The sequence below is a fragment of the Streptomyces sp. NPDC005799 genome (genome assembly GCF_040630525.1).
GTDB classification, from domain to species: Bacteria; Actinomycetota; Actinomycetes; order Streptomycetales; family Streptomycetaceae; genus Streptomyces; species Streptomyces griseorubiginosus_B.
In genome coordinates, this window is sequence record NZ_JBEXXQ010000037.1 from 1 (window position 1) to 23,803 (window position 23,803).

Sequence of the window (23,803 nt, forward strand, 5' to 3'; positions counted from 1 at the left end):
ATGTGGAACCGTAGGAAGTCCCATCATCCCAGCTCAGAGGGCATCCGCGTCTTCATGTCCAAGCCCTGGACCGGCCATTGCTCGGTGGATCGAGGCTACGGCGTCCACGCTCCCCGACCCCCGCTGACCGGACATGGCTGAGCACGGCCGAGGGGGCCGTGACCCGAGACGACAGGGAGGAAGGACGATGAGGTACCGCAGGATCAAGGACGTCATGACCCAACAGGTCGTGCGCGCCGACGGGGAGACGCCGTTCAAGCAGGTCGCCCGGCTGTTGTCGGACAACCGCATCAGCGGGCTGCCCGTCGTGGACGCCGAGGAGAAGGTCGTGGGCGTGATCTCCGAGACCGATCTCCTGCAGCGTCAGGCGCACCAGGTCGAGTACCGCGGCCACCGCCACGTCCGCAGGCCGAGGCTGACCCGCTCGGCCCGCACGACCGCGGCGAAGGCGCGCGCCATGACGGCGGAGCACTTGATGACCCGGCCCGCGATCACCGCCACCCCCGAGGACTACGTCACGGCGGCTGCGCGGACCATGGGGGAGCACCGGGTCGAGCGGCTGCCCGTCGTCGACGACAAGCACCGTCTGGTCGGCATCGTCACCCGGGGCGACCTGCTGCGGGTCTTCCTGCGCACGGACGAGGAGATCCGCCGCGATGTGACCCGACGGGTTACTCGGGGGCTCGATGTTCCCCGCTATGTGGTGGACGTCGGGGTCGACGCCGGAGTGGTCACGCTGAAGGGGCTTCTGGAGCGGCGCGACGACATCGAACTCGCGGTGCGGATCGCCGGTCACGTGGACGGGGTCGTCGCGGTCACCAGCCGGCTCACCCACCGTCCGAACACCGCTCGGCCGCGTTCCGCCCCCGGGACGTCCGGCCACATGTGAACACGGACACGTGCCGGCGGACAACGACGCCGCGGAACCGGTGAGGCCGCGGGCGCGACCGGAAGGGGACGCGGTCTGTTCGGCCCTGGCCGTGCGGCCGCAGCCCGCCTGTGTGGAGGAGAAGGGCGCAGGGAGCCGGTGTGCGCCCCGGCGAACGCCGTCGGGGCCGCGCAACAGCGGCGACGGGACCGGGGCCCGAAGCGGAGGAGGACGAACGATGAGCATCAGCGGTGACTGGTACAGCGAGATCGGCTCCCACATGCGGATCACGACGGATCCGACCGGCGGCCTCAGGGGTACCTACGTCTCGGCCGCCGGCCACGCCGTGGGAACGTACCCACTGGTCGGCCGGTGCGAGGCGGCCGCCGTCCCGGAGCACGGGGCCCCGCTCGGCTGGACGGTGGCCTGGCGCAACGGACGGACCGACGCCGGGTCGGTGACCAGCTGGAGCGGTCAGTACTACGACGACGGCGAGGAGCGGATCTACGCCACCTGGCTCCTCACGGCCTCCGCGACCGCGCCCAAAACCTGGGAGGCCACATCCGTCGGGCAGGACGTCTTCACCCGGCAACCGCCCTCCCCGGAACAGGCCGAGCAGCGGCTGCGGCACGCCGGGACCGCCTACGTCCGAGCCTGGCGGACAGCGGCGCGGTGAGGCCGGTGTGAGCCGGTCCGGGAGCCGGTCAGGCGATGGTGACGCTGTCGTCGAGATAGACGTCCTGGACGGCGTGGAGGAGGTCGATGCCTTCGGCTGTGGGGCGCTGGAAGGCCTTGCGGCCGGTGATGAGGCCCGTGCCGCCCGCCCGCTTGTTGATCACGGCGGTGCGGACGGCCTGCGCGAGGTCCCCCTGTCCGGTCGACGCCCCGCCGCTGTTGATCAGACCGACACGGCCCATGTAGCAGTTGGCGACCTGCCAGCGGGTGAGGTCGATGGGGTGGTCGGTGGTGAGGGTGTCGTACACGAGCGGGTCGGTCTTGCCGAAGCCGAGCGCGGGGTAGCCGCCGTTGTTCTCGGCCTGCTTCTGCTTGACGATGTCGGCTTCGATGGTCACGCCGAGATGGTTGGCCTGGCCGGTGAGGTCGGCCGACACGGCGTAGTCCACGCCGTCCTTCTTGAACGCGGAATTGCGCAGGTAGCACCACAGCACGGTGAACATGCCCAGTTCGTGGGCGCGCGCGAAGACCTCACTGGCCTCGCGCAGTTGACGGTCCGACTGCTCCGAGCCGAAGTAGACGGTGGCGCCGACACCGGCCGCGCCGAGGTCGAAGCACTGCTGGACATCGCCGAACATGATCTGGTCGTAGTGGTTCGGGTAGGTCAGCAGTTCGTTGTGGTTGAGCTTGACGATGAAGGGGATCTTGTGCGCGTAGCGCCGGGAGACGGCCCCGAGGACCCCCAGGGTGCTCGCGACGGCGTTGCAGCCGCCCTCCACGGCGAGTTCGACGATGTTCTTCGGGTCCAGGTAGCGGGGGTTGGCGGCGAACGCGGAGGCCGCGGAGTGCTCGATGCCCTGGTCGACGGGGAGGATCGACACGTACCCGGTACCGGCCAGACGGCCGTGGTCGAAGAGGGACTGCAGGTTGCGCAGCACGCGGGGCGAGCGGTCGGTCGCGGCCACGACCCGGGCGACGAAGTCGTGGCCGGGCAGCACCAGGCTCTCCCGGGGAATCCCCTGGGCGGTGTGGGTCAGCAGATCCTTCGCGTCGTCGCCGAGCAGACCCTGGATGTCGGTCATGGGGGCACCCCCGGAAGGTTCGCGGGGCCGTCTCTCGGCCCCCTGTCACCGTGCTGTGCGGTCGTGTCGGCTCGGCAGAGCCCGTTGGGCCCCTCACGGGGGTCGAACGGCCCTGGAGCGCCTCAGCCGAAGAACACCTCGAACTCGTCGTACAGCGCCGGGTCCACCACCTTGATCCTGCCGCGGGTGTCGTCGAGGGGGACGCGGACGATGTCGGTGCCGCGCAGGGCGACCATCGTGCCGAAGTCGCCGTCCCTGACCGCGTCGACGGCGTGCAGCCCGAACCGCGTGGCCAGCCACCGGTCGAAGGCGCTCGGAGTGCCGCCGCGCTGGACGTGCCCGAGCACCGTGGTGCGTGCCTCGGTGCCCGTACGGCCCTCGATCTCCTGCGCCAGCCACTCGCCGATGCCGGACAGCCGCACATGGCCGTACTCGTCCAGTGAGCGGTCCTTGAGAACCATCTGCCCCTCCTTCGGGACGGCTCCCTCGGCGGCGACGACGATCGGCGCGTAATGGATCTTGAAGCGGTTCTTCACCCACGCGCAGACCTGGTCGACGTCGAAGGGCCGCTCCGGGACGAGGATCACGTTGGCGCCGCCCGCGATGCCGGCGTGCAGGGCGATCCAGCCGGAGTGACGGCCCATCACCTCGACCACCAGGGTGCGCATGTGCGACTCGGCGGTGGTGTGCAGCCGGTCGATGGCCTCGGTGGCGATGCCGACGGCGGTGTCGAAGCCGAAGGTGTAGTCGGTGCCGGCCACGTCGTTGTCGATGGTCTTGGGCACGCCGACCAGCCTGACCCCCTGGCGGCTCAGTTCCGTGGCCGCGCCGAGGGTGTCCTCGCCGCCGATCACGACGAGCGCGTCGATCTCGAGCGCGGCCAGGGTGTCCTGGACGCGCCGTAGGCCGTCCTCGTGCTTGAGGGGGTTGGTACGGGAGGAACCGAGGATGGTTCCGCCGCGCGGCAGGATCCCGCGCACGGCGGCGATGTCGAGCGGCATCACCGTGCCGCGGAGCGCACCGAGCCAGCCGTCGCGCAGGCCGACGCACTCGAAGCCGTACTCCTGGACGCCCTTGCGCACGACGCTGCGGATCACGGCGTTGAGACCGGGGCAGTCGCCGCCGCCGGTCAGCACTCCGATCTTCATGGCTTCCTCCCTCTCTCCCCGGGCGGAGGCGGGCCCTCGATCACCCGGAGAGCCAGGCGTCTCCTCCCCATCATGAGCGTCGGCAGCCGGGGGAGCGACTCCTCTCGGACCCGCAACCGAGGACCTTCGGCCCCGTGACCGGGACCTGCCGACGACCGAGCATGAAAGGGGAGGTGTGGAGGTGATGCCGAGGTCGGACGCGTTGCCCCCGGCCTGTACGGGCCGCCGGTGATCAGTACCGGGAAGAGGAGGAGACGATGTCGCACACCGCGGAATGGAAGGTCCGTCTCTACCTCTTCGAGGAGGAGAGGATGACGAAGGCACGGGTGGTGCTGGACACCGGTACCACCTCGCTCACCGGTCACGGGACCGCTCACTGCAGTCCCGGTGACACCGACGTGCCCGAGATCGGTGACGAACTCGCGGCCGGCCGGGCGCTGCACGACCTCGCCCGGCAGCTGGTGGACACGGCCGAGCGGGACATCGGCGCCGTGGACGCGTCCACCGGCGGGCGGGAGTCCGCGTCGGCCATCGCCTGGCCCATGTGACCGTAGACCATATGACTGTCAGGGGCGCCGCGGACAGGGCCCGCGGCGCCCCTGACGTTGTCTTCACGTCGACGGGGCGAGCGCATGCGGCCCCGGTCCAGCCCTAATCCGTCCGGGAGGCGTCGAACCGGTACCCGATGTGGGCGGAGACCGATACCACGCCGTCGACGTTGTGGCACAGCCTTTCGATGATGGGGATCAGACTGCTCGCTTCCACGGATCCGCGGAGGGTCACCTGCCCCTCGCTCACCTCGACGGTCACGTCCGAAGGCGCGAGGCTCAGCGTCCGCTGCAGCACGTCTCGTACGATCTCGTCGCGGATGGCGTCGTCCCGGCGGAGGAAGATCCGAAGCAGGTCCCCACGGCTGATGATGCCCTTCAGCCGGTCCGCCTCGTCCACCACGGGCAGCCGCTTGACGTTCCGCAGTGCCATGAGACGGGCCGCCTCGACCACCGTCCACTCCGGACGGGCGCACACGGCGGGAGCCGACATCAGTTCCTTGGCCTTGGCCCCCTCGGCCCTGGCCCGCTCCCACGCCTCCAGATGCGGCACAGGGGTCCGGCTGGCTGGGTCGCCCTGGGCGGAGCATTTGCGCAACAGATCCGCCTCGGACACCACGCCCAAGGGGTGGTCCAGCTCGTCCACCACCGGTACGGCGGTGATGTCGTTGTCCGCGAGCAGCTCGACGATCTCCTTGAAGGGGGTGTCGGGCCGGGCCCGGACGACGTCATGGGTCATCAGGTCGGCAACAGTACGGTGTTGCATGTCGTCCTCCCTCCGGAGCAGCCGAGATGGTCACATCTCCAGCGTGTCAGGGGTGAGCCGCCCGCAGGAGAGTCGTCCAGCACCCGTTCAGGGCCGTACGTCCCGCAAACCGGGCCGTCCGGCCCCCGCGGCCCAGGGTTCCTGAGCCCATGTGTCCGAGGCCCGTGCGTGCGACGTTGCATGCAGGAGCGGGGACGATCCTGCGAAGGGCCGTGGCCGCACGTGGGTCGTCGGCCTCATGTCCGTGCGCCGGTAGCTCGTGCGGGCATGTCCGCCGCTCGGGCGGGATTCCCGAACCCCCTCCCCGGCAGCGCGTCTCCGGGCGGGCGTCCGCCGGGCCGGACGTCCGCGCCTGGGGTCGTGCGTCCCCGCACGCAGTACCTGTGGCCCATGTCCGGCCCCGCCGCCCGCATGGATGCTGGTGGTGAACAGGAGCTGCGAGCGAGGGACGGTGAGCGGACATGGGCGGAGCATCCGGCGGTCGCGTCATCGTCGGCGTGGACGACTCTCCGATGGGCCTGCGCGCCCTGCACGCCGCCGTGGCGCAGGCCAGGGGGCTGGGCCGGGAACTGATCGCCGTACGCGCCTATCCGGCGCCGAGCGGTGGCCCGGCCTGGCAGAGCCCGCCCGACTGGCGTCTGTCCCGTCTGCCGCAACCCTCGACATCCGAACCCTGGCATCAGCTGCTGGCGGACTGCGAGCAGCGGGAACTGGGCACGGTGACGCGGATTTTCGAGCAGGCGATGGGCGGCCTTCCCCGTGACGTCTGCGTCCACCCGGTGGCGTCGATGGGCGCGCCCGGCCCTGTGCTGGTCGCCGCGGCGTACCGCGACGACGACCTGCTGGTCGTGGGCAGGTCGCCCGCCCGCCGACTGCGCCGGCTCCGGCCGTGGCGCTGGTTTCGCAGGTCCACCTGCGGCTACTGCGCCAGGCACGCCTCCTGCCAGGTACTGACGATCCCCCTGAGTGAACTGGCCCGCTGGACGGCCGGCAGTCGCCGAAACCGTCAGCCCCTGAAGAAAGCGTCCGACGCCATGCGACAACCACGGCATGCCCAGGAGAAGATCCGCGCGTCCGCCACCGACGGCGGCGGCACGGTCGGCTGGCCCACGCGGGCGTGCTGCTGCTCCGCCCCACCGCAGGTCAAGGTTCTCGTGCCGGTGGGCGAAGGCCGTACGGTGGACCTCTACCTCTGCGGCCATCACTACCAGGCCTCCCTCGGCCCCCTGTCGGTCGCCGACGCGACCCCCGTCTTCCGGGACCGGCCGTCGACCGTGTCGTCGCCCCGCCCGGTGTAGCGCTCCCCGCCGTCTCCGTCGCGTTCCGTCCTGGGTTGCGGGGGCAGACCCGGTCGGACGGGCCCCGCACCTCCTACGAGGGCAGGGCCCCTGTGGTCAGTCGCGTCCGGGATTCCGACGTGCCGGACCCGTCTCATCGGGTGCGTCGGCCCGCGGCCGGGACGGCAGAGCCGCGAAGGCCAGCGCGGCACCGGCCACGGCGACCGCGGCGCCGACGGCCAGGCCGAGGCCCATGCCGCTGACGAACGCGGAGCGGGCGAGCGCCGCGAGCAGCCGGCCGGAGGTACCGCCCACCCGTTCGGCCAGGGCGAGTGCGCCGCCGAGGGAGCCGCGGACACTGTCGGACAGGGCGCTCGGGAGGTGGTACGGCGCGATCGGCGGGCCGATGCGGTCCTGGTAACGGGTCGTCAGCAGGCTTCCGATCACAGCGACACCGATCGCACCGCCCAACTGCACGGAGACGCCGTTCGACGCCGAGCCCACACCCGTGTCGCCCGGCGGCAGGGTGCCCATCAGCGAGTCCAGCGACGCAGGTACCACCAGCCCAGCGCCCAGACCGAGCAGCAGCATTCCGGTGAGCACGTCCCCGTAGGTGGACGACACGCCCGCGAGCGACAGCTGCCACAGCCCGCCCGCGACCACCAGCAGCCCCGTTCCGACGACCACCTTGGTGCCCGCCGCGCGCACCAGTACGGGTGACAGCGGTGCCACCACCGCCAGCAGACCGGCCACAGGCAGGATGCGGACACCCGTGGCCAGGGCCGAGTAGCCGAGGCCGAACTGCAGGTACTGGGTGAGCACGAACAGCGCCCCGAACAGCCCGAACATCGCCAGGGCCACGGACGACGTGGCGAACGAGAAGCGGCGCTCGGCGAAAAAGTGAAGATTGAGCATGGGATGGGCCGAGGCCCGCTCCCACAAGGCGAAGCACACCAGCACCGCCACGCCGGCCCCGCCCGCGCCGAGCACGATCGCCGACGACCAGCCGCGCGTCGGCGCCTCGATGATCGCCCACAGCAGCAGCCCCAGGCCGGCGATCGACAGCACCGATCCGGCCGGGTCGGGTCGCAGCGCCGCGGGGTTGCGGGACTCCGGTACCAGCAGCCGGGCGCACACCAGACCGGCCATGGCGAAGGGGATGTTGACCCAGAAGACGGAGCCCCACCAGAAGTGCTCCAGGAGCAGCCCGCCCGCCACCGGACCGATGGCGATGCCCAGCCCGCTGGTGGCGGCCCAGACACCGATCGCACGCCGACGTTCGCCGGGGTCCCGGAAGACGTCGGTGATGATCGACAGGGTGGCCGGCATCATCATCGCCGCGCCGACACCCATGCCGGCCCGCGCCGCGATCAGCGTCCCCACCGAGCCGGAGTACGCCGCCCACGCGGACGCGGCTCCGAACACCGCGAGACCGCCGGTGAAGACGCGCCGCCGTCCGAACCGGTCGGCACTGCTGCCGGACACCAGCATCAGTCCGGCGAACACGAGCGCGTAGGCGTCCACGATCCACTGCAACTGGGTGGTGGTCGCCCCGAGTTCCCTCACCAGCGTGGGCAGGGCCACGTTCAGAATGGTGTTGTCCAAGGTCACGATCAGCAGGGACACGCAAAGCACCACGAGGGCGGTCCATCGGCTCCTCGCGCCGCCCGCTCCGGGTGCCGGAGCCGCCTGCGGCATATCACGCACGTTGGTCATGACTCCATCGGGCGCCTCTCCGCGCGCGTCCGGCAGGTGCCGAACGTCCCGTGCGAGGGCCGGCCGGCGGGCACGCGGTCCCGAGGACGAGGAGGCCCCCTCCTCGGTGTCGTCGGTCCGGCCGATCCGATGGCGGGCAGTTCTTCCTCGCCGCTGCTGTTCGGCCCCGGCCGAAGGGCCTGACGGCCCCTGTGCGGAGGTCGTGGCTCCGCAGAGCATGGGTGTACGGCGCCCTGCTCGCGCCGTCGCAGACCGTGGCACACCCTGTCACGCGGATCTCCGGAGGTGAGGGGCAGATGACCGTTCACAACGAGCTGGCGCACGCGCGGCACGCTCTCGACGACCTCGTCCGGTCGGTGGGCCGGCTGCAGACCTGCCTGGGCGACGGTCTGGACGTTCGCCGGGTGCGCGCGGACGCCGACCATCTGCGGGAGGACCTTGAGCTGTTGGGGCAGAGCGCGGCGACCGGGGAACCGGCCGAGGCACCCGCACAGCCCGACGTGGTGTTCATTCCTCCCACGCCGTACGACCTTTCGATGTGGGTCGGTTGCGAGGACGAGGGCATCGGCTCCCGCCACGGTCCCGAACGACGCCGGGCCCCGGTGGGCCGACTGCCGCGCCGGACAACGAAACTGACGTAGCATCACGGCACGGCGGACCCGGCTGAAAGTGGTGGGGCGGCACCTCTCCACCGGCGGCGGTTCTCGTGGAACGCCACACGATGTCAGGTTCTGGTCAAAGCTTTCCCAAGCGCCGGACGACCCCTTCCGGCCATGATCGGGTCTCTCCCGACGGCTTTTCGATGCCCGTTTGGGAGGACCTGGTGCCAGCACCGACCCGTAGAAGACGATGGCTCACGATCTGTGCCATCACCGCATCCGCCGGCCTCGTCGCGATACCCGCGAGCGCCTCGTCCGGCGGGAACAGCAGCCCCTTCGGGGTCCGCGCGCTCAAGCAACTGGCCGCCGAACGCGGTCAGTCGGCGGGTGTCATGAGTCCGAAGGCGCAGGACGGCGACCCCGACGGCGGCAACGAGGCGGACGAGATCGCCGAGGGCGCCGACCAGTACGCCGAGGCCCGCACCTCGCCCGGCATCGTCGCACCCGGCGCGTACGGCGCCGCCTGGAGCAGCCTGACCAAGCTGCCCGCCACCGGTGGCAGTTGGCGTGACATCACCGACCTGCCCTACAACTCCGACGACTCCCGCTACCGGGACATCGACTCCAACTCCAGCGGCGGCTCGGGCAATGTCACCGGCCGTATGGCCGCGATCGCGGCCGACGACGACGGATACGTGTACGCGGGCAGCGCCGGCGGCGGTGTGTGGCGGTCCAAGCGGGGCGGCGGGCACTGGAAGCCCATCAGCGACAAGCTGCCCTCGCAGTCGACCGGCGCCCTCGCGCTGGACGGGGCCGGCCGGCTGTGGCTGGGCACCGGCGAGGCGAACACCAACGCGGACGCCTACCTCGGCAGCGGCGTGTACGTGCTGTCCGACCCGCACCACGGCGGCTTCTCCACCCGCGGCCGGGTCGGCGGTGACGAACTGGAGTCCACGACCGTCCGCCAACTCCGGTTCGGCGCGGGCAAGGTGTGGGCGGCGACCAGCGAGGGCGTGTGGAGCCACTCCACCAAGACGCTGAAGGGCGCCTGGAAGCTGGAGTTCGCGCCCAACCCCGACTATCTGCCGGGCGGTTCGAAGGCGAACGACGACTCGGCCGCGTACAAGAACATCACCAACGACATCGCCTTCGACCCGAAGAACCCCTCGAAGGTGATCCTCGCCGTAGGCTGGCGCAGCGGCGACGACTACAACGGCTTCTACACCAAGAACGCCAAGGGCGCCTGGACGCGGATCACCAGCGGCTTCGGCGACCTGCCGACCGACGCGGACAACGTCGGCACGGTCACCTTCGCCCGCGCCGCCGACGGCTCGCGCTACTACGCCATCGACGAGTCGCCCGAGCAGATGGCGTCCAACCCCGACAGCGGCCTCATGGGCATCTACAGCGCCGCCTCGCCGTTCGGGCCGTGGACGAAGGTCGCCGACTACAAGCAGCTGGCCGCCGACGGCTCGGCGCTGACCTCCAGCGGCTACATGCCCGGCGTGCAGGCCTGGTACAACCAGTTCCTGACCGTCGACCCGGCGAACCCCAAGCACGTCTACGCGGGTCTGGAGGAGGTCTACGAGTCCAAGGACGGCGGCACCACCTGGTCGACCGTCGGCCCGTACTGGAACTTCGGCTTCTCCTGCTGGAGCATCGACCCGGCCAAGCAGACCGGTGACTGCAACCAGACCACCCACTCCGACCAGCACGGCGTCGCCATCGGCCGTTACCACGGCAAGAGCTTCGTGTACGTCGGCAACGACGGCGGTGTCTACAAGCGCCCCGTCAACGGCTCGCAGGACGCCTCCGGTCACGCCACCGACTGGACCTCCCTCAACGACGGCACCATCGACACCCTGCAGTACTACTCGGTCGGCGTCGGCAAGGACCCCGACCACGGCGGAGTCTCCGTCACCGGCGGCCTCCAGGACAACGGCCAGTCCGTGCTGCGCGGCAACGACACCGTGATGGGCTCCAACTTCGGCGGCGACGGCGGCGACACGCTCACGGATCCCGCCAACGGCTGCAACATCGCCGAGGAGTACGTCTACCTGTCCGTCCAGGTGACCCAGAACTGCGCGGTCAACGACGGCAGTTGGGTGACGGACCCGAGCAAGGCGACCTCCTACAACGTCGCCCCCGCCGACAACGCCACCAGCGAGGCCCGCTTCATCGCGCCGCTCGCCGCGGACGCCAAGGACAGCAACACCTGGATCGCGGGCGGCCGGCACATCTGGGTGCAGACCCACGGTTACGCCATCCGCAGCGGCTCCGAGTGGAAGAGCGTGTACGACCTCGGCGCCGGGCGCACCGCGACCGCCGTCGCCGCCTCCGGCGGCAAGGTGTACGCGGCCTGGTGCGGCCCCTGCAACAACCAGGGCTTCGCCCGTGGCATCTCCGTCGGCAACGCGGACGGCACCGGCTGGCACGACATCACCCTGCCGGCCACGGGGACCGTGCCCAACCGCTACCTCAGCGGCTTCGCCGTCGACCCGAAGAACGCCGACCACGTCTTCCTCGCCGTCAACGGCTTCTCCCGGCACTGGACCGAGGGCCCCGGCGCCGGCGTCGGTCACGTCTTCGAGTCCACCGACGGCGGCACCACCTGGAAGGACGTCTCGGCTAACCTCCCCGACGTGCCGACGAACTCGGCGATCGTCCTGCCGAACGGCGGCCTGGCCGTCGCCACCGACCTGGGCGTGGTCTACCGCGCCCCGGGCCACACCAAGTGGCAGCGCGTCGGCTCCCTCCCGGCCGTCGCCGTGCTCCAGCTGAAGCTGAGCCCCGACGGCCGCACCCTGTACGCGGCCACCCACGGCCGCGGCATCTACACCATCAAGGTGCGCGACTGCGACTGACCGTCGTAGGGCAGTCGGACAGGGCGGTGACCCCGGCTTCCGGGGTCACCGCCCTCGGCGTGAGAGTCAAGGGGCCGTCAATTCTCCATGGAGCGGGCCGGGTTGGTACAGAGTGCGTTGACATGACCATGCAAGAGCAGCAAAGTGGCGGCGTCCCGAATGCCGGACGTGCCCCTTCTCGGAAAGGGAACGGATCATGGCCCTGAACTCACTGCTCCACCGCCTGGCGAGACCCGGCCTGGTGACGGCGGCCCTCGCGGCCGGCACGCTGGTCCTGTCGACGGGCACCGCGACCGCCGCGCCGACCCTCACCCGGATCAGCTCCGACCCGTACACCAACTCCACCAGCCAGCACGCCACCGAGGTCGAGCCGGACACCTTCTCCTACGGCTCCACGATCGTCTCCGCCTTCCAGGTCGGCCGGTTCACCGACGGCGGTGGCTCGAACGTCGGATTCGCGACCTCCAAGGACGGCGGCGCCACCTGGACCCAGGGATTCCTGCCGGGGATCACCACCCAGGCAGGCGGCACCTTCCAACGCGTCAGCGACGCGTCGGTGGCCTACGACGCGAGGCACAACGTCTGGCTGATCTCCAGCATCCCCATCACCTCGTCCGTCTCCGTGCCCGAGGTGTTCACCAGTCGCTCCACCGACGGCGGACTGACCTGGAGCAACCCCGTGGTCACCGCGACCGGTTCGAGCCTCGACAAGAACTGGATCGTCTGCGACAACACCGCCACCAGCGCCTTCTACGGCAACTGCTACACCGAGTACGACAACAACGGCGACGGCGACCGCATCAAGATGACCACCTCTTCCGACGGCGGCCTCACCTGGGGCGCGTCGAAGAACACCGGCAACAACGCCACGGGCCTCGGCGGTCAGCCCGTCGTCCAGCCGAACGGGACCGTGGTCGTGCCGATCGCCAACGCCTCCGAGACCGCCATCCGCGCCTTCACCTCCACCAACGGCGGCAGCTCCTGGACCAACGCCACCACAGTGGCGACCGTCAGTACCTTCACCGTGCGCGGCGGCCTGCGCAGTGGCCCGCTGCCCTCCGCGGAGATCGATGCCGTCGGCAAGGTGTACGTGGTCTGGCAGGACTGCCGGTTCCGCGCGAGCGGGGGCTCCTGCACCGCCAACGACATCGTGATGGCGACCAGCAGCAACGGCACCACCTGGTCCTCGGTGACCCGTATCCCGATCGACGCGACGACCAGCACCGTCGACCATTTCATCCCCGGGCTCGCGGTCGATCCGGCCACATCGGGCGGCACGGCGCACCTGGCGTTGACGTACTACTACCACCCGGTGGCCAACTGCACCGCTACCACCTGCCAGTTGGACGTCGGGTACGTCTCCTCGACCAACGGCGGCAGCACCTGGACCGCGCCGACCCAGCTGGCCGGCCCGATGAGCCACTCCTGGCTGGCGAACACCACGCAGGGCACCATGGTCGGCGACTACATCTCCACGTCCTTCTCCGGCGGAACGGCCCATCCCGTCTTCGCCGTGGCGTCGGCGCCCAGCGGGTCGGTCTTCAACGAGGCGATGTACGCACCGGCGTCGGGTCTGACCGCGGCCGCCGGCACCGCGCCCGCCACGACCGCCACCGTCCGCGACAACATCCTCTCGGCCCGCCTGGCCGCGATCGCCTATGCCCAGTGGCTGGCCAACGGCGGCACGGAGGGCGGCGAGGACAGCCCCTGACCCGGGGCCCCCGAGGCACGGCCCGCTCCTGCTGCGCAGCAGAGGCGCGTGTCCATATGCACCCCTGTCCGTGCCGGCACCGGTTGAGCCCGCGCAGCAACGAGGGCTCGGCGACGGCGATCCCGCTGAGCCGGACCCAGCGGAGCCTCTTCCCGGTGACCTGGGCGGGACCGGGCGGTGATGTCGTTCTCCATGGGATGAACCTGGATGGCCCGAACCGCCCCGTCTCCAGGGCCCGACGGCCCTGGAGACGGGCGTCAGTCATGAGATTCGCCTCGGGCCGAAGAGCGGGGGAACGGGGGCTTCGATGAGGTGGGGGCCGGGTTCGGCGAGGGCCTTGGCGAACTGGGCCGTGAACTCCGCGGCGTCGGCGCTTCGGAAGACGGGCACGCCCATGCCCCGGGCGAGCTCGGTGAAGTCCAAGTCGGGCCGGGACAGGTCCAGCAGATCCCGGCGGGCCCTGCGGTGACCCTCGGTGTCCTGGGGCAGGACCAGGCGGTCGTACTCCATCTCCAGGACGGAGTACGACCGGTTGGCGTGCACGACGACCGTGATGTCCAGGCACTCGCGGGCCATCGTCCACAGCGCCTGCGGGGTGTACATGGCGCTGCCGTCGGCCTCCAGGCACACCACCGGCCGATCGGGGCAGGCGATCGCGGCGCCGACGGCCAGCGGCAGGCCCTGCCCGATGGCGCCGCCGGTGAGGGTCAGCCAGTCGTGCGGCGGTGCTCCGCCGGTGGCCGCGGGCAGCCACAGCCCCGACGTGTTGGCCTCGTCCACCACGATCGCCGCCTCGGGCAGCAGCGCACCCACGGCCGCGGCGACCGTCTCGCCGGTCAACTCGCCTGCAGGCGGCTCGGCCCTCGCCCGGGCCGCCGTGGCGGCGATCGCGGGCGGGAGCATCTCCGCGAGGTGTGTGAGGGCCGATATGACGTCCTCGCCCGGGCCGGCCAGGGACCCTACGTCGCAGTCGCGGGGGGCGAGGAGACTGGGTGTCTCCGGATAGGCGAAGAAGGACACCGGGGAACGGGCGCCGACCAGTACCAGGTGCCGGAGGCCGTGGAGTTGGGCGCGTGCGCCCTCGGGCAGGTAACCGAGCCGCTCGACGGCGGGCAGGCCCGCGCCGCGTTCCAGGCGCGCCAGGAACGTCTCGCACAGCAGCCGGGCCCCGGTGGCGGCGGCCACGCGGGCCGCCGCGCGCAGCGAGGGCGCGCGCGTGGCAGGTCCGCCGAGCAGGATGGCGGCCGGTTCACCGGAGCGCAGGGCGGCTGCCACGGCGGCCACGGTGTCGTCCGCCACGGGCGTGGGAGCCTGGGAAGGCAGGGGTGGTGCGGGGGAGGCGGCCGGCGACCAGGAGGTGTCGGCGGGCAGGATCAGCGTGGCCACCTGGCCCGGGGGTGCCGTGGCGGCGGCCACGGCGGCAGCCGCGTGCATGCCTGCGGCTCGCGCGTCGGTGCAGCGGCGCACCCATCCGGAGACGGTACCGGCCAGCGCGTCGATGTCCGACTCGAGCGGGGCGTCGAACGGTTTGTGGTGCGTGGCATGATCGCCGACGAGGTTGACCAGTGGGGTGGCCGCGCGCCTGGCGTTGTGCAGGTTGGCCAGGCCGTTGCCGAGGCCCGGCCCCAGGTGCAGCAGGGTGGCCGCGGGACGGCCGGTCATCCGGCCGTAACCGTCCGCCGCCCCCGTCGCGACGCCTTCGAAGAGGCAGGGCACGGCCCTGACCGCGGGTTGGTGGTCCAGCGCGGCGACCAGGTGCATCTCGGATGTGCCCGGATTGGCGAAGCACACCTCCACACCACATGTGAGCAGGGTCGCCACGACCGCTTCCGCTCCGTTCACGTCTCGTCCCGTCCTCGCCTGGTGATGGTCATGCCGGTGGGGGTGCAGCGGAATCCGGTGCTTCAGTCGAAGAGCACACCGGGGTTGAGGATTCCGTCCGGGTCGAAGGCATGCTTGATCCGCCGCATCAGTTCGACTCGTACAGGGTTCTCCAGCTCCAGGAAGTACGCCTTCTTCGCCCTGCCGATCCCGTGTTCGCCCGAGACGGCGCCGCCACGCTCCAGGCCGGCCCGGAACAGCCGGCGCAGCACCTCGTCACGGCGGACGGGGTCGGGCTGGAAGACCGACAGGTGCACGTTGCCGTCGCCGGCGTGGCCGCAGCCGGTGACCAGCGAGCCTGTGTCCTCGGCGGCTGCCTGGACGGCGACGAGCAGGCCACACAGCTCACCGCGCGGCACGACCACGTCCACCACGTCGTCGGCGCCGGCCGCCTTCGCCGTCCAGAAGGCCCGCTCACGGGCGTCGACGAGTCGCCGAGCCGTGGCCGCGGAGAGGACGAAGACGTCCACCGCGCCGAGTCCGAGCAACCGTTCGCCGGCCACCTCGACATCCTCCTGGAGCCGTGCCGCGGAGCGGCTCTCCAGCACGACCAGCAGATAGCCGAGCGCGGTCAGACGCACGGAAGCGGGGACGCCCAGCCCGATCTCGTGGTCGTCCGCGATCGCCGCCATGGCCAGCAGGTCCACGTACTCCAGCGCGGCCGGCTCCAGATCCCCGGCCGCGAGCGACGGGACCGCCCGGAAGACGTCCTCGGCCGAGGCGAACGGCGCCAGTAAGGTCGTCGAGTGCCGGACCCGTGGCCGCAGTCGGAGAGTCGCCTCCGTGACCAGGGCAAGCGTCCCCTCGGAGCCGACGAGGAGCTGGGCCAGGTCGTAGCCGGTGGACGTCTTGACGTACTTGCCCCCGCTGCGCACGATCTCGCCGGATGCCAGGACGGCTTCGACGGCGAGCACGTGGTGGCGGGTGACCCCGTGCCGGACGGCGTGCATTCCGCCCGCGTTGGTGGCGATGGTGCCACCGATGCTGGCGGTGGGCTCGCCGAGTCGCACCGGATAGCGGAGGCCGGACTCGGCTGCCGCGCGGTCGAGTTGCTCCAGTGTGACACCGGGCTGGACGACGGCCACGTGATTGACGGCGTCCACTTCCAGGATCTGGTTCATCCGCTCGAACGAGACGGCGATCCCGCCCTGCCGGGGCACGCATCCCCCCGACATCCCGGTCCCCGAGCCGCGGGCGGTCACCGGGATCCCGGCCTCACCGGCGATCCTGAGCACGTCCGCCACCTCGGCGGACGTCGCGGGCCGGACCAGGTACGCGGGCGTCTGACGCACGGCCGCCAGCGACTCGTCACCCGCGTACTCCGGGGGGATCTCCGCTCCGGCCAGAACGTGCCGTGCCCCCACGGCATCCGCCAGCAGCACCTCGGTGTCCGCCATCACACGCCCTCCTTCGCCCGGGTACGCCGCTGATCCTGGCGCCGAACCCGCCCCAGGGGGAGGGTGCCGTCCGGCCCCCGGCCAGGGCCGTGTGGACCGGGATGCGCCGACCGTGCCCAGGCATCCATGATGTGAGCATGAAGGTTCCCGACCGACGGATCGAACTGTTCACCGGCACCGGCAGCGAGGACCGGTTCAGCGGCCCGGCGACCGGTGACGAGCGGGCCATGATCGTGGCGATGCTCGACGCCCAGCGCGCCACGCTGAAACTCAAGTGCCTAGGTCTGGGGCCGGAGTTGGCGGTGCGCTCCGTGTCGCCGTCCTCGCTCTCCCTGCTCGGTCTGGTACGGCACCTCGCCGATGTGGAACGCCGTTGGTTCCGGGCCGTGCTCGCCGGCGCCGACGTCGAGCTGCGGTTCTCGTCGGCGGCCGTCCCGGAGGGTGACTTCGACGGCGCCGACCCCGAGGCCGTCACGGAGTCCTGGGCGGCCTGGCACGACGAAGTCGCCTTCGCGCAGGCGTTCGTCACCGCGGCACCGCATCTCGACGTCGAGGGCCACGACGCCTGGCGCGGCACGGTCTCCCTGCGCTGGGTGCTCCTGCACATGATCGAGGAGTACGCCCGGCACAACGGACACGCCGACCTGATCCGCGAACGGATCGACGGAGCGGTCGGGGTGTGAGGGACGCGAGAGCACCTCGGTGGACCGGACCGCTCAGCCGTACACCTCGCTCACGTTGGGGCGGGGCGCGGGGCGGTGACGGGCGGCGGGACCCTCGGCGAAGCCGCGCAGGAGGTTCTCCGTGGTCCGGGTGACGAAGGCACGGGTGCGGGCGTCCATGCCGTGGTCGCGGCCGCCGTCGGCGGTGCCGGCCATCAGCGCCTCCACCCAGCGCATGGTGCCGGTGGCGAAGACACCCGCGCCGCCGCCGACGGTGTAGTACGCCGAGTCGCTGTGGCTCGGGCTGCCGTTGCACAGCAGCGGCGAGTGGGCGGTGATCTCGAGGGGCTCGGGGACGGGAGAGCCGGGGGAGACACGGTCGTACTCGACACCGACCAGATGGTCGAAGCCGTCGCCGGGGCGCACGCCCGTCCCCTCGTACAGCCAGTGGTCCGCGGCCCGTACGACGTACGGGGCGTCGGTCGGATAGCCCTCGTAGAGCACACCGGTCAGGGAACTCTCGGGGTCGGGGGCGGGGGGCGCGCGGAAGTCGGTGGTGACCAGGGCGGGCCGGGAGCGGACGTAGGGGTCCCTGTCGTAGGCCGACTTGTAGCAGACGACCGTGCGTTCCGGCGCCGCCTCGCCCGCTTCCAGGCGCACCCGGCGGAAGCACGTGTTGGCGCCGAGGAACGCGATGTTGGTGCCGGCGTCCCGCGCTTCGGTGACATACAGGCGTTGCTGGGGCGTCCAGTACTCGTCGTGGCCCAGACAGACGGCGGCTCTGGCGCCGTGCAGCACGCTGGGATCGCGGTGGACGTCCGCGCCGGTGGTGTAGGCGAGCGGTATGCCGAGCCGTTCGGCCAGCACCACCAACGGCCGCTCGTACACCAGGAACTTCTCGACGCCGACGGAGTCGTAGGGCCGGTCGAAGCTGACGGCGAGGGAGCGCGTGAAGTAGGAGCCGTCGGCCCCGCCGTAGAGGCTGTAGCCGCCCCACCGGTTGTACGCCTGCCAGGTGGCCGGCGCGTGCACGAGCACGGTACGCCCACGGCCCTGGACCGAGCGCACGATCAGCGGGATGTAGCGCTGATGGCCGTTGTCGGCCTCCAGCCGCAGCAGGTACGCCCCCTCCGGCCAGCCCTCGGTGGTGAAGGTCAACGTGGGCTGCCAGTCGGCGCGGACGGTGCGGGTGTCCGGCAGGAACCGCTGAGCCGGCTGGACGCGGCCCGGCACACGCCCGGAGGACCACACCCGCCGGGCCTGTTTGCCGCCGTACCAGCCGACGCGGAAGGCGGAGACCTGGAACGCCGACGCGGTGGTCGACACGTACAGCCCGCATTCCTCCCCGGCGGCCACGCTCACCCGGTCGGCATAGCCGGTCACGGCGTCCGGGGGTCCCAGGGAGCGAATCCGCCAGTCGGAAGTGCCGGGGCGGTCGCTCTCGGCAGGCGGGCCGTGGTTCGCGCCACTGTTCGTACGGCGGTGGGGACGGTCGCTCCTCGACGCGGGACCGCATGCGGCGGCGGCCGCCGATCCCACCCCGACGCCTGCGCACACCTGCAGGAACCGCCTGCGTCCCAAGGAGGCCTCCGGACCGTCCGGGGCGTGCGCTCCCTGCTTTTCAGGACTCACACCGCCTCCCGCACCTCGCCGGGCCTCAGCGTCCTACCGTCGCCCAGAGTTCCACAGGGGAGGGAATCGTCACAGCCCCCGCGGCGTCAGCAGATCCGTGGAAGCTGCTCACCCAGCGGCATGTCCACGATGCGCCGGGCCCCCACCAGGGTGCGCAGGGTGACCCGGCCGCCCGGGCCCTGCTCCAGGACCTCGCCGATCCGAACCGCCTGCGCGCCCTCCGGCAGTGACCGCAGACAGGTCAGGGCCTCCTCGGCGGCGGATGCGTCGACGAAGACGACCATGCAGCCCTCGTTGGCCACGATCAGCGGATCGAGGCCCAGCAGGTCACAGGCCGAGGCCACCGCCTCCGGCACCGGGACGGCGTTCTCCTCGATCTCGACGGCGACGGACGAGTCCCGCGCGATCTCGTTCAGGGCCGCGGCCAGACCGCCGCGCGTGGGGTCGCGCAGGACGTGGACGGCTGCGCCGAGCGGGGCCAGGGTCTCGACGAGACGGTGCAGGGGCCGGGTGTCGGAGGCGATGTCGCTCTCGAAGCCCAGCCGCTCGCGGGTGCTCAGCACGGTCGTGCCGTGCAGCCCGATCGGCCCGGACAGCAGGACCGCGTCTCCGGGACGGGCCGAGGCGGCGGACGGGGACAGGGAGGGGTGGCGCTGCCCGACGCCGGTGGTGTTGACGAACAGCCGGTCGGCGGCGCCCCGCCCCACCACCTTGGTGTCGCCCGTCACGACCGGCACCCCGGCCTCCAGTGCCGCCTTGCCCAACGAGTCCATCACGGCCCGCAGTTCGGCCAGCTCCAGGCCCTCCTCGATGATGAGCGACACGGACAGCGCGAGCGGCCGGGCACCCCGCATGGCCAGGTCGTTGACCGTCCCGTGGACGGCGAGGGAACCGATGTCGCCGCCCGGGAAGAACAGGGGGCTGACGACGAAGCTGTCCGTGCTCATCACCAGGTCCGGGTGGCCCGGCAGCAGGGCCGCGTCCTCCAGCGGCCCCGGTGTGCCGCCCAGCGCGGGCAGCACCAGCCGGTCCAGCAGCTCGCCGGTGAGGCGGCCGCCGGCGCCGTGGCCGAGCAGCACGACCTCGTCCTCGTGGTTCGGTGTGGGGCATTGGACGGTCATGGCGTGCTCCTCACGGCGACGTCGGCGGATGCGGCGGTGCGTCCGGCCGCGTGGAAGGCGGCACACGTGCCCTCGGACGACACCATGGGCGCGCCGAGGGGATGACGGGGCGTGCAGCGGGTGCCGTAGGCCGCGCAGTCGGTCGGCAGCCTGGCGCCGGTGAGGATCGGGCCGGCGATGCAGTCCGCGTCCTCCACCGGGCACAGCCCGCCCACCTCGAAGCGGCGGGCGGCGTCGAACGCGGCGTAGGCGTCGGCCAGTTCGAGGCCGCTGTCGGGCAGCGCCCCGATGCCGCGCCAGGCGCGGTCGGTGACCTGGAACACCTCTCGGACCGCGTCCTGCGCCGTGGTGTTGCCCGAGCGGCGCACCGCCCGTACGTACTGGTTCTCGACCTCGAAGCGGCCGGACTCCAGCTGCCGTACCGCCATGAGGATGCCCTCCAGCAGGTCCAGCGGCTCGAAGCCGGTGACCACGATCGGCACCCGGTAGTGGGCCGCGATCGGCTCGTACTCGCGCCAGCCCATCACCGCGCACACGTGCCCGGCCGCCAGGAACGCCTGCACCTCGCACTCGGGGTCGTCGAGCAGCGCGGTCATCGCGGGCGGGACCAGGACGTGGCTGACGAGGAGGGAGAAGTTCGTCAGTCCGAGGCGGGCCGCGTGCAGGACGGCCATGGCGTTGGCGGGGGCGGTCGTCTCGAACCCGACGGCCAGGAAGACCACTTCACGGTCGGGGTGGGCGGCGGCCAGGCGTACGGCGTCCATCGGGGCGTACACCACGCGGACGTCGGCGCCGCGTGCCCGCAGCGACAGGAGGTCGGTGTCCGTGCCGGGCACGCGCAGCATGTCGCCGAAGCTGGTGAAGATCACGCCGGGCCGGGCGGCGATGGCCATGGCCCGGTCCAGGGTCTCCAACGGGGTCACGCAGACCGGGCAGCCGGGACCGTGGATCATGCGCATGCCGGCCGGCAGCAGCTCGTCGATGCCCTGGCGGACCAGGGTGTGGGTCTGCCCGCCGCACACCTCCATGATCCGCCAGGGCCGGGTGGCGGCCTGGTCCAGCTCGTCCAGCAGGCGCCTGGCGAGGACGGGGTCGCGGTACTCGTCGAGGTACTTCATCGGTGCGTCAGATCCAGCCGGATGTCGACCACGCCCTCGACCGCCCGCACCGCGCGCGCCACCACGGGCACCAGCGTCCGGTCGGGCAGGACGCCGCCAAGCGTGACCACGCTTTCGGCGACGGAGACGGTCAGGGCACCGGTGGTGACGGGCAGCTGGGACAGGATGACGTGCCGGATCTCCTCGGCGATCTCCTCGTCGTCCCGCAGGAAGACCTTGAGCAGGTCGCTGCGGCTGACCACGCCCTGCAGGATGCCCACGGCGTCGACCACGGGCAGCCGCTTGACGTGCCGGCGTGCCATGATCCGGGCGGCCTCGGCGAGCGAGGCGTCCGCATGCACGGTGACGACGGGCGTGCTCATCAACTCGCCCGCGGTCACGGCGCCGGCCTTGGTCCGTTCGGCCGGGTCGCCCTCCTCGGTGTCCCGGAACTCCTCCTTGGCCAGCAGGTCGGCCTCGGAGACCACGCCGACGACCCGGCCCTCGCCCTCCAGCACCGGCAGGGCGCTGACCTTCCACTGGTCGATCAGCTCGACGATCTCCTTGAAGGGCGCGTCACGCCCGACGGCGATGACGGTCTGGGTCATCACATCGCTCACGGTGAACGGCGATTCAGGCATCGCAGCCTCCCGAGGTCTCGTCCGGGATCGCTCCCGAGGTGCGGACGATCTTGAGGTCGAGGAAGTGGGTGGAGCACGAGATGCACGGGTCGTGGTTGCGGATCGCCCGCTCGCACAGGGCCGTCAACTCGTCGTCACCCGGGTCGTGTTCACCGATCGCACGCTGGGCCAGACGGAGCAGGTCGTCCTCGATCGCGCCCTGGTTCTGCGCGGTCGGCGGCACCATCACGGCGCTCGTCACCGTGCCGTCGTCGGTGAGTTCGTAGCGGTGGTAGAGCATGCCGCGTGGAGCTTCGGTGGCGCCGTGACCGACCCCCGCGACCGGCGGCACGTCGACGTACGGGCGTGCGGGCGGCTCGTACCCGTCGATGATCCGCAGCGCCTCCTCGACGGCGTACAGCGTCTCCACCGCTCGTACCAGGATGGACCGGTACGGGTTGCGGCACACGGCGCCCTCGCGCGGATCGCCGAGCCCCGCCTCGATCGCCGCCTCGATCGCGACCGGCGACAGCTTCCGGCCGCCGATCGCGAACCGGGCCAGCGACCCGGTCAGATGCAGCCGGCCGTCGAGGCGCGAGTGCAGGGCGGTCGAGTGCGGCACATGGATCTCCCGCACCCGGTCGGTGAACTCGGCCACGGGGAAGGACTCGGTGCCGCCGTCGGCGCGCAGCACGGTCGGGGTGCCGCTCTCGATGGCGTACGTGTCGGGGGCGGCCAGCGCGAGCAGGTCGGCGGAGGTGTGGGCGAAGGGGAACTCGAAACCGGCGACCCAGCGCACGGTGGCCCAGGCGTCGTCCAGGGCCCGTTTCAACTCCTCGCGCAGCGGGCGCAGTTCCTCGCGGGTGGGCGCCCGGTGGAAGCCGCCGAGACGGACGTTGACGGGATGCACCGCCCGACCGCCGAGCAGCTCCATCAGCGAGTTGCCCGCCTTCTTCAGCCGCAGCCCCCGCTCCACCTCGGCCCGGTGGGTGCGGGCCAGGTCGATCGCGCTCGGGCGGCCGAGGAAGTCCGGGGCGTGCAGCAGATAGATGTGCAGGGCCTGGCTCTCGATCCACTCCCCGCAGTACAGCAGCCGCCGCAGGTCGCGGATCACCGGATCGACCGTCACCCCGCACGCGTCCTCGATCGCCGCGCAGGCGCTCATCTGGTACGCCACCGGGCAGATCCCGCACACCCGGGCCGTGATGTCGGGCGGCTCGGTGTAGGAGCGTCCGCGCAGGAACGCCTCGAAGAACCGCGGCGGTTCGTAGATCTCCAGCCGGGCCGCGGTGACCGTGCCGTCGTGGACGTGCAGGCTCAGCGCCCCCTCACCCTCGACCCGGGAGAGCGAGCCGACGTGCAGTACGCGGGATCCGCGGTGGGTCACGACGTCAACTCCTTGTCGAAGGCGGCGGCGTTGAAGGTGTGCAGGAAGCGGACGACGGCTTCGTCGTCCATCCCGTCGCGGCGCAGCACCGGGATGAGGGCGGGCAGGTTGACCGACCCGGACGGACCGAAGCAGCCGAAGCAGCCGCGCCGGTACGCCGGACACAGCGCCCCGCACCCGGCATGGGTGACCGGGCCCAGGCAGGGCTTGCCCTCGGCGACCGTGACGCAGACCGTGCCGCGCCGCTTGCACTCGAAGCACACGCTGTGGTTCGGCACGTCCGGCTTGCGCCCGGCGAGGAAGGCGGTGATCACCTCGATGAGCTGCCGCTTGTCGACGGGGCAGCCGCGCAGCTCGAAGTCGACGTCGACGTGGGCCGAGACGGGGGTGGAAGTGGCAAGGGTGGAGATGTACTCGGGGTGGGCGTAGACCACGCGCCGGAACTCGTCCACGTCCGCGAAGTTCCGCAGGGCCTGGATGCCGCCGGCCGTCGCGCACGCCCCGATCGTCACGAGGTGACGGGAGTTGGCGCGGATCGTGCGGATGCGTTCGGCGTCCTGGGCGGTGGTGATCGAACCCTCGACGAGGGACAGCTCGTAGGGGCCGGGCAGGACGGTGCTGGTGGCCTCCAGGAAGTGGGCGATCTCCACCGTGCCGGCCAGGGCGAGGAGTTCGTCCTCGCAGTCCAGCAGGGTGAGCTGGCAGCCGTCGCAGGAGGCCAGTTTGAACACGGCGAGCTTGGGCGCGCTCAT

20 protein-coding genes are annotated in these 23,803 nt (G+C 71.5%); 8 read left to right on the forward strand and 12 right to left on the reverse strand.

The genetic code is table 11. The annotated features are described in order from the left end of the window. The first annotated feature begins 187 nt into the window (after positions 1-187). Both ABZ453_RS31655 and ABZ453_RS31660 read left to right on the forward strand, forming a co-directional pair. Positions 188-889: a CBS domain-containing protein gene (locus ABZ453_RS31655; protein WP_359020234.1), complete on the forward strand. Its 702-nt coding sequence runs from the start codon at positions 188-190 to the stop codon at positions 887-889. Positions 890-1,106: 217 nt separating this feature from the next. Next, the gene (locus ABZ453_RS31660; RefSeq protein ID WP_359020236.1) at positions 1,107-1,544 is read left to right on the forward strand and encodes an avidin/streptavidin family protein; all 438 of its coding nucleotides are present in this window, start codon (positions 1,107-1,109) and stop codon (positions 1,542-1,544) included. A gap of 28 nt (positions 1,545-1,572) precedes the next feature. Here the strand turns inward: ABZ453_RS31660 and ABZ453_RS31665 are convergent, their stop codons facing one another. Together ABZ453_RS31665 and ABZ453_RS31670 are read right to left on the reverse strand one after the other, a co-directional pair. After that, positions 1,573-2,625 (reverse strand): class I fructose-bisphosphate aldolase, encoded by a 1,053-nt coding sequence (locus ABZ453_RS31665; protein ID WP_359020238.1) that lies wholly within the window; start codon positions 2,623-2,625, stop codon positions 1,573-1,575. Positions 2,626-2,747: 122 nt separating this feature from the next. After that, complete coding sequence (locus ABZ453_RS31670) at positions 2,748-3,773, reverse strand: 6-phosphofructokinase (protein WP_359020240.1); 1,026 nt, start codon at positions 3,771-3,773, stop codon at positions 2,748-2,750. Positions 3,774-4,030: 257 nt separating this feature from the next. On the opposite strand from ABZ453_RS31670, the gene ABZ453_RS31675 reads away from it, so the two are divergent. Beyond that, a complete protein-coding gene (locus tag ABZ453_RS31675) occupies positions 4,031-4,321 on the forward strand; it encodes a DUF1876 domain-containing protein (protein WP_359020242.1) in 291 nt (96 codons plus the stop codon). A gap of 103 nt (positions 4,322-4,424) precedes the next feature. On the opposite strand, the gene ABZ453_RS31680 is transcribed toward ABZ453_RS31675, so the two are convergent. Further along, positions 4,425-5,087: a CBS domain-containing protein gene (locus tag ABZ453_RS31680; protein WP_359020244.1), complete on the reverse strand. Its 663-nt coding sequence runs from the start codon at positions 5,085-5,087 to the stop codon at positions 4,425-4,427. A 461-nt stretch (positions 5,088-5,548) separates the two neighbouring features. On the opposite strand from ABZ453_RS31680, the gene ABZ453_RS31685 reads away from it, so the two are divergent. Beyond that, entirely contained in the window at positions 5,549-6,385 is an 837-nt protein-coding gene (locus ABZ453_RS31685) for a universal stress protein (protein ID WP_359020246.1), read from the forward strand. Positions 6,386-6,481: 96 nt separating this feature from the next. On the opposite strand, the gene ABZ453_RS31690 is transcribed toward ABZ453_RS31685, so the two are convergent. Next, on the reverse strand, positions 6,482-7,990 hold the full coding sequence (locus tag ABZ453_RS31690; RefSeq protein WP_359020248.1) for an MFS transporter: 1,509 nt from the start codon (positions 7,988-7,990) through the stop codon (positions 6,482-6,484). A gap of 386 nt (positions 7,991-8,376) precedes the next feature. Here ABZ453_RS31690 and ABZ453_RS31695 point away from each other — a divergent pair, with 386 nt between their 5' ends. The 3 genes from ABZ453_RS31695 (at position 8,377) to ABZ453_RS31705 (ending at position 13,254) form a co-directional block, all read left to right on the forward strand. After that, the gene (locus ABZ453_RS31695; RefSeq protein WP_359020250.1) at positions 8,377-8,721 is read left to right on the forward strand and encodes a hypothetical protein; all 345 of its coding nucleotides are present in this window, start codon (positions 8,377-8,379) and stop codon (positions 8,719-8,721) included. Between the two features lie 182 nt (positions 8,722-8,903). Next, entirely contained in the window at positions 8,904-11,543 is a 2,640-nt protein-coding gene (locus tag ABZ453_RS31700; RefSeq protein WP_359020252.1) for a glycosyl hydrolase, read from the forward strand. 196 nt (positions 11,544-11,739) lie between these two features. Next, complete coding sequence (locus ABZ453_RS31705) at positions 11,740-13,254, forward strand: sialidase family protein (protein WP_359020254.1); 1,515 nt, start codon at positions 11,740-11,742, stop codon at positions 13,252-13,254. A gap of 261 nt (positions 13,255-13,515) precedes the next feature. Here the strand turns inward: ABZ453_RS31705 and ABZ453_RS31710 are convergent, their stop codons facing one another. Both ABZ453_RS31710 and ABZ453_RS31715 read right to left on the reverse strand, forming a co-directional pair. Then, complete coding sequence (locus ABZ453_RS31710) at positions 13,516-15,096, reverse strand: acetolactate synthase large subunit (RefSeq protein ID WP_359020257.1); 1,581 nt, start codon at positions 15,094-15,096, stop codon at positions 13,516-13,518. A 62-nt stretch (positions 15,097-15,158) separates the two neighbouring features. After that, entirely contained in the window at positions 15,159-16,532 is a 1,374-nt protein-coding gene (locus ABZ453_RS31715) for an FAD-binding oxidoreductase (RefSeq protein WP_359020259.1), read from the reverse strand. 137 nt (positions 16,533-16,669) lie between these two features. Here ABZ453_RS31715 and ABZ453_RS31720 point away from each other — a divergent pair, with 137 nt between their 5' ends. After that, complete coding sequence (locus tag ABZ453_RS31720; RefSeq protein ID WP_359020261.1) at positions 16,670-17,215, forward strand: DinB family protein; 546 nt, start codon at positions 16,670-16,672, stop codon at positions 17,213-17,215. A gap of 33 nt (positions 17,216-17,248) precedes the next feature. On the opposite strand, the gene ABZ453_RS31725 is transcribed toward ABZ453_RS31720, so the two are convergent. The 6 genes from ABZ453_RS31725 to ABZ453_RS31750 all read right to left on the reverse strand — a co-directional run bounded on the left by ABZ453_RS31725 (position 17,249) and on the right by ABZ453_RS31750 (position 23,803). Continuing rightward, positions 17,249-18,577, reverse strand: coding sequence for a N,N-dimethylformamidase beta subunit family domain-containing protein (locus ABZ453_RS31725; protein ID WP_359020263.1), 1,329 nt, complete (start codon positions 18,575-18,577; stop codon positions 17,249-17,251). Between the two features lie 335 nt (positions 18,578-18,912). Further along, entirely contained in the window at positions 18,913-19,947 is a 1,035-nt protein-coding gene (gene hypE / locus ABZ453_RS31730) for a hydrogenase expression/formation protein HypE (RefSeq protein ID WP_359020265.1), read from the reverse strand. Continuing rightward, positions 19,944-21,065, reverse strand: a complete 1,122-nt coding sequence (hypD, locus tag ABZ453_RS31735; protein WP_359020267.1) for a hydrogenase formation protein HypD — start codon at positions 21,063-21,065, stop codon at positions 19,944-19,946. The genes hypE and hypD overlap by 4 nt, the downstream gene beginning before the upstream one ends. Continuing rightward, a complete protein-coding gene (locus ABZ453_RS31740) occupies positions 21,062-21,685 on the reverse strand; it encodes a CBS domain-containing protein (protein ID WP_359020269.1) in 624 nt (207 codons plus the stop codon). Before ABZ453_RS31740 ends, hypD begins: the two co-directional genes overlap by 4 nt. Then, positions 21,678-23,051, reverse strand: coding sequence for a nickel-dependent hydrogenase large subunit (locus tag ABZ453_RS31745; protein ID WP_359020271.1), 1,374 nt, complete (start codon positions 23,049-23,051; stop codon positions 21,678-21,680). The genes ABZ453_RS31740 and ABZ453_RS31745 overlap by 8 nt, the downstream gene beginning before the upstream one ends. Then, positions 23,048-23,803 (reverse strand): oxidoreductase, encoded by a 756-nt coding sequence (locus tag ABZ453_RS31750; protein ID WP_359020273.1) that lies wholly within the window; start codon positions 23,801-23,803, stop codon positions 23,048-23,050. The genes ABZ453_RS31745 and ABZ453_RS31750 overlap by 4 nt, the downstream gene beginning before the upstream one ends.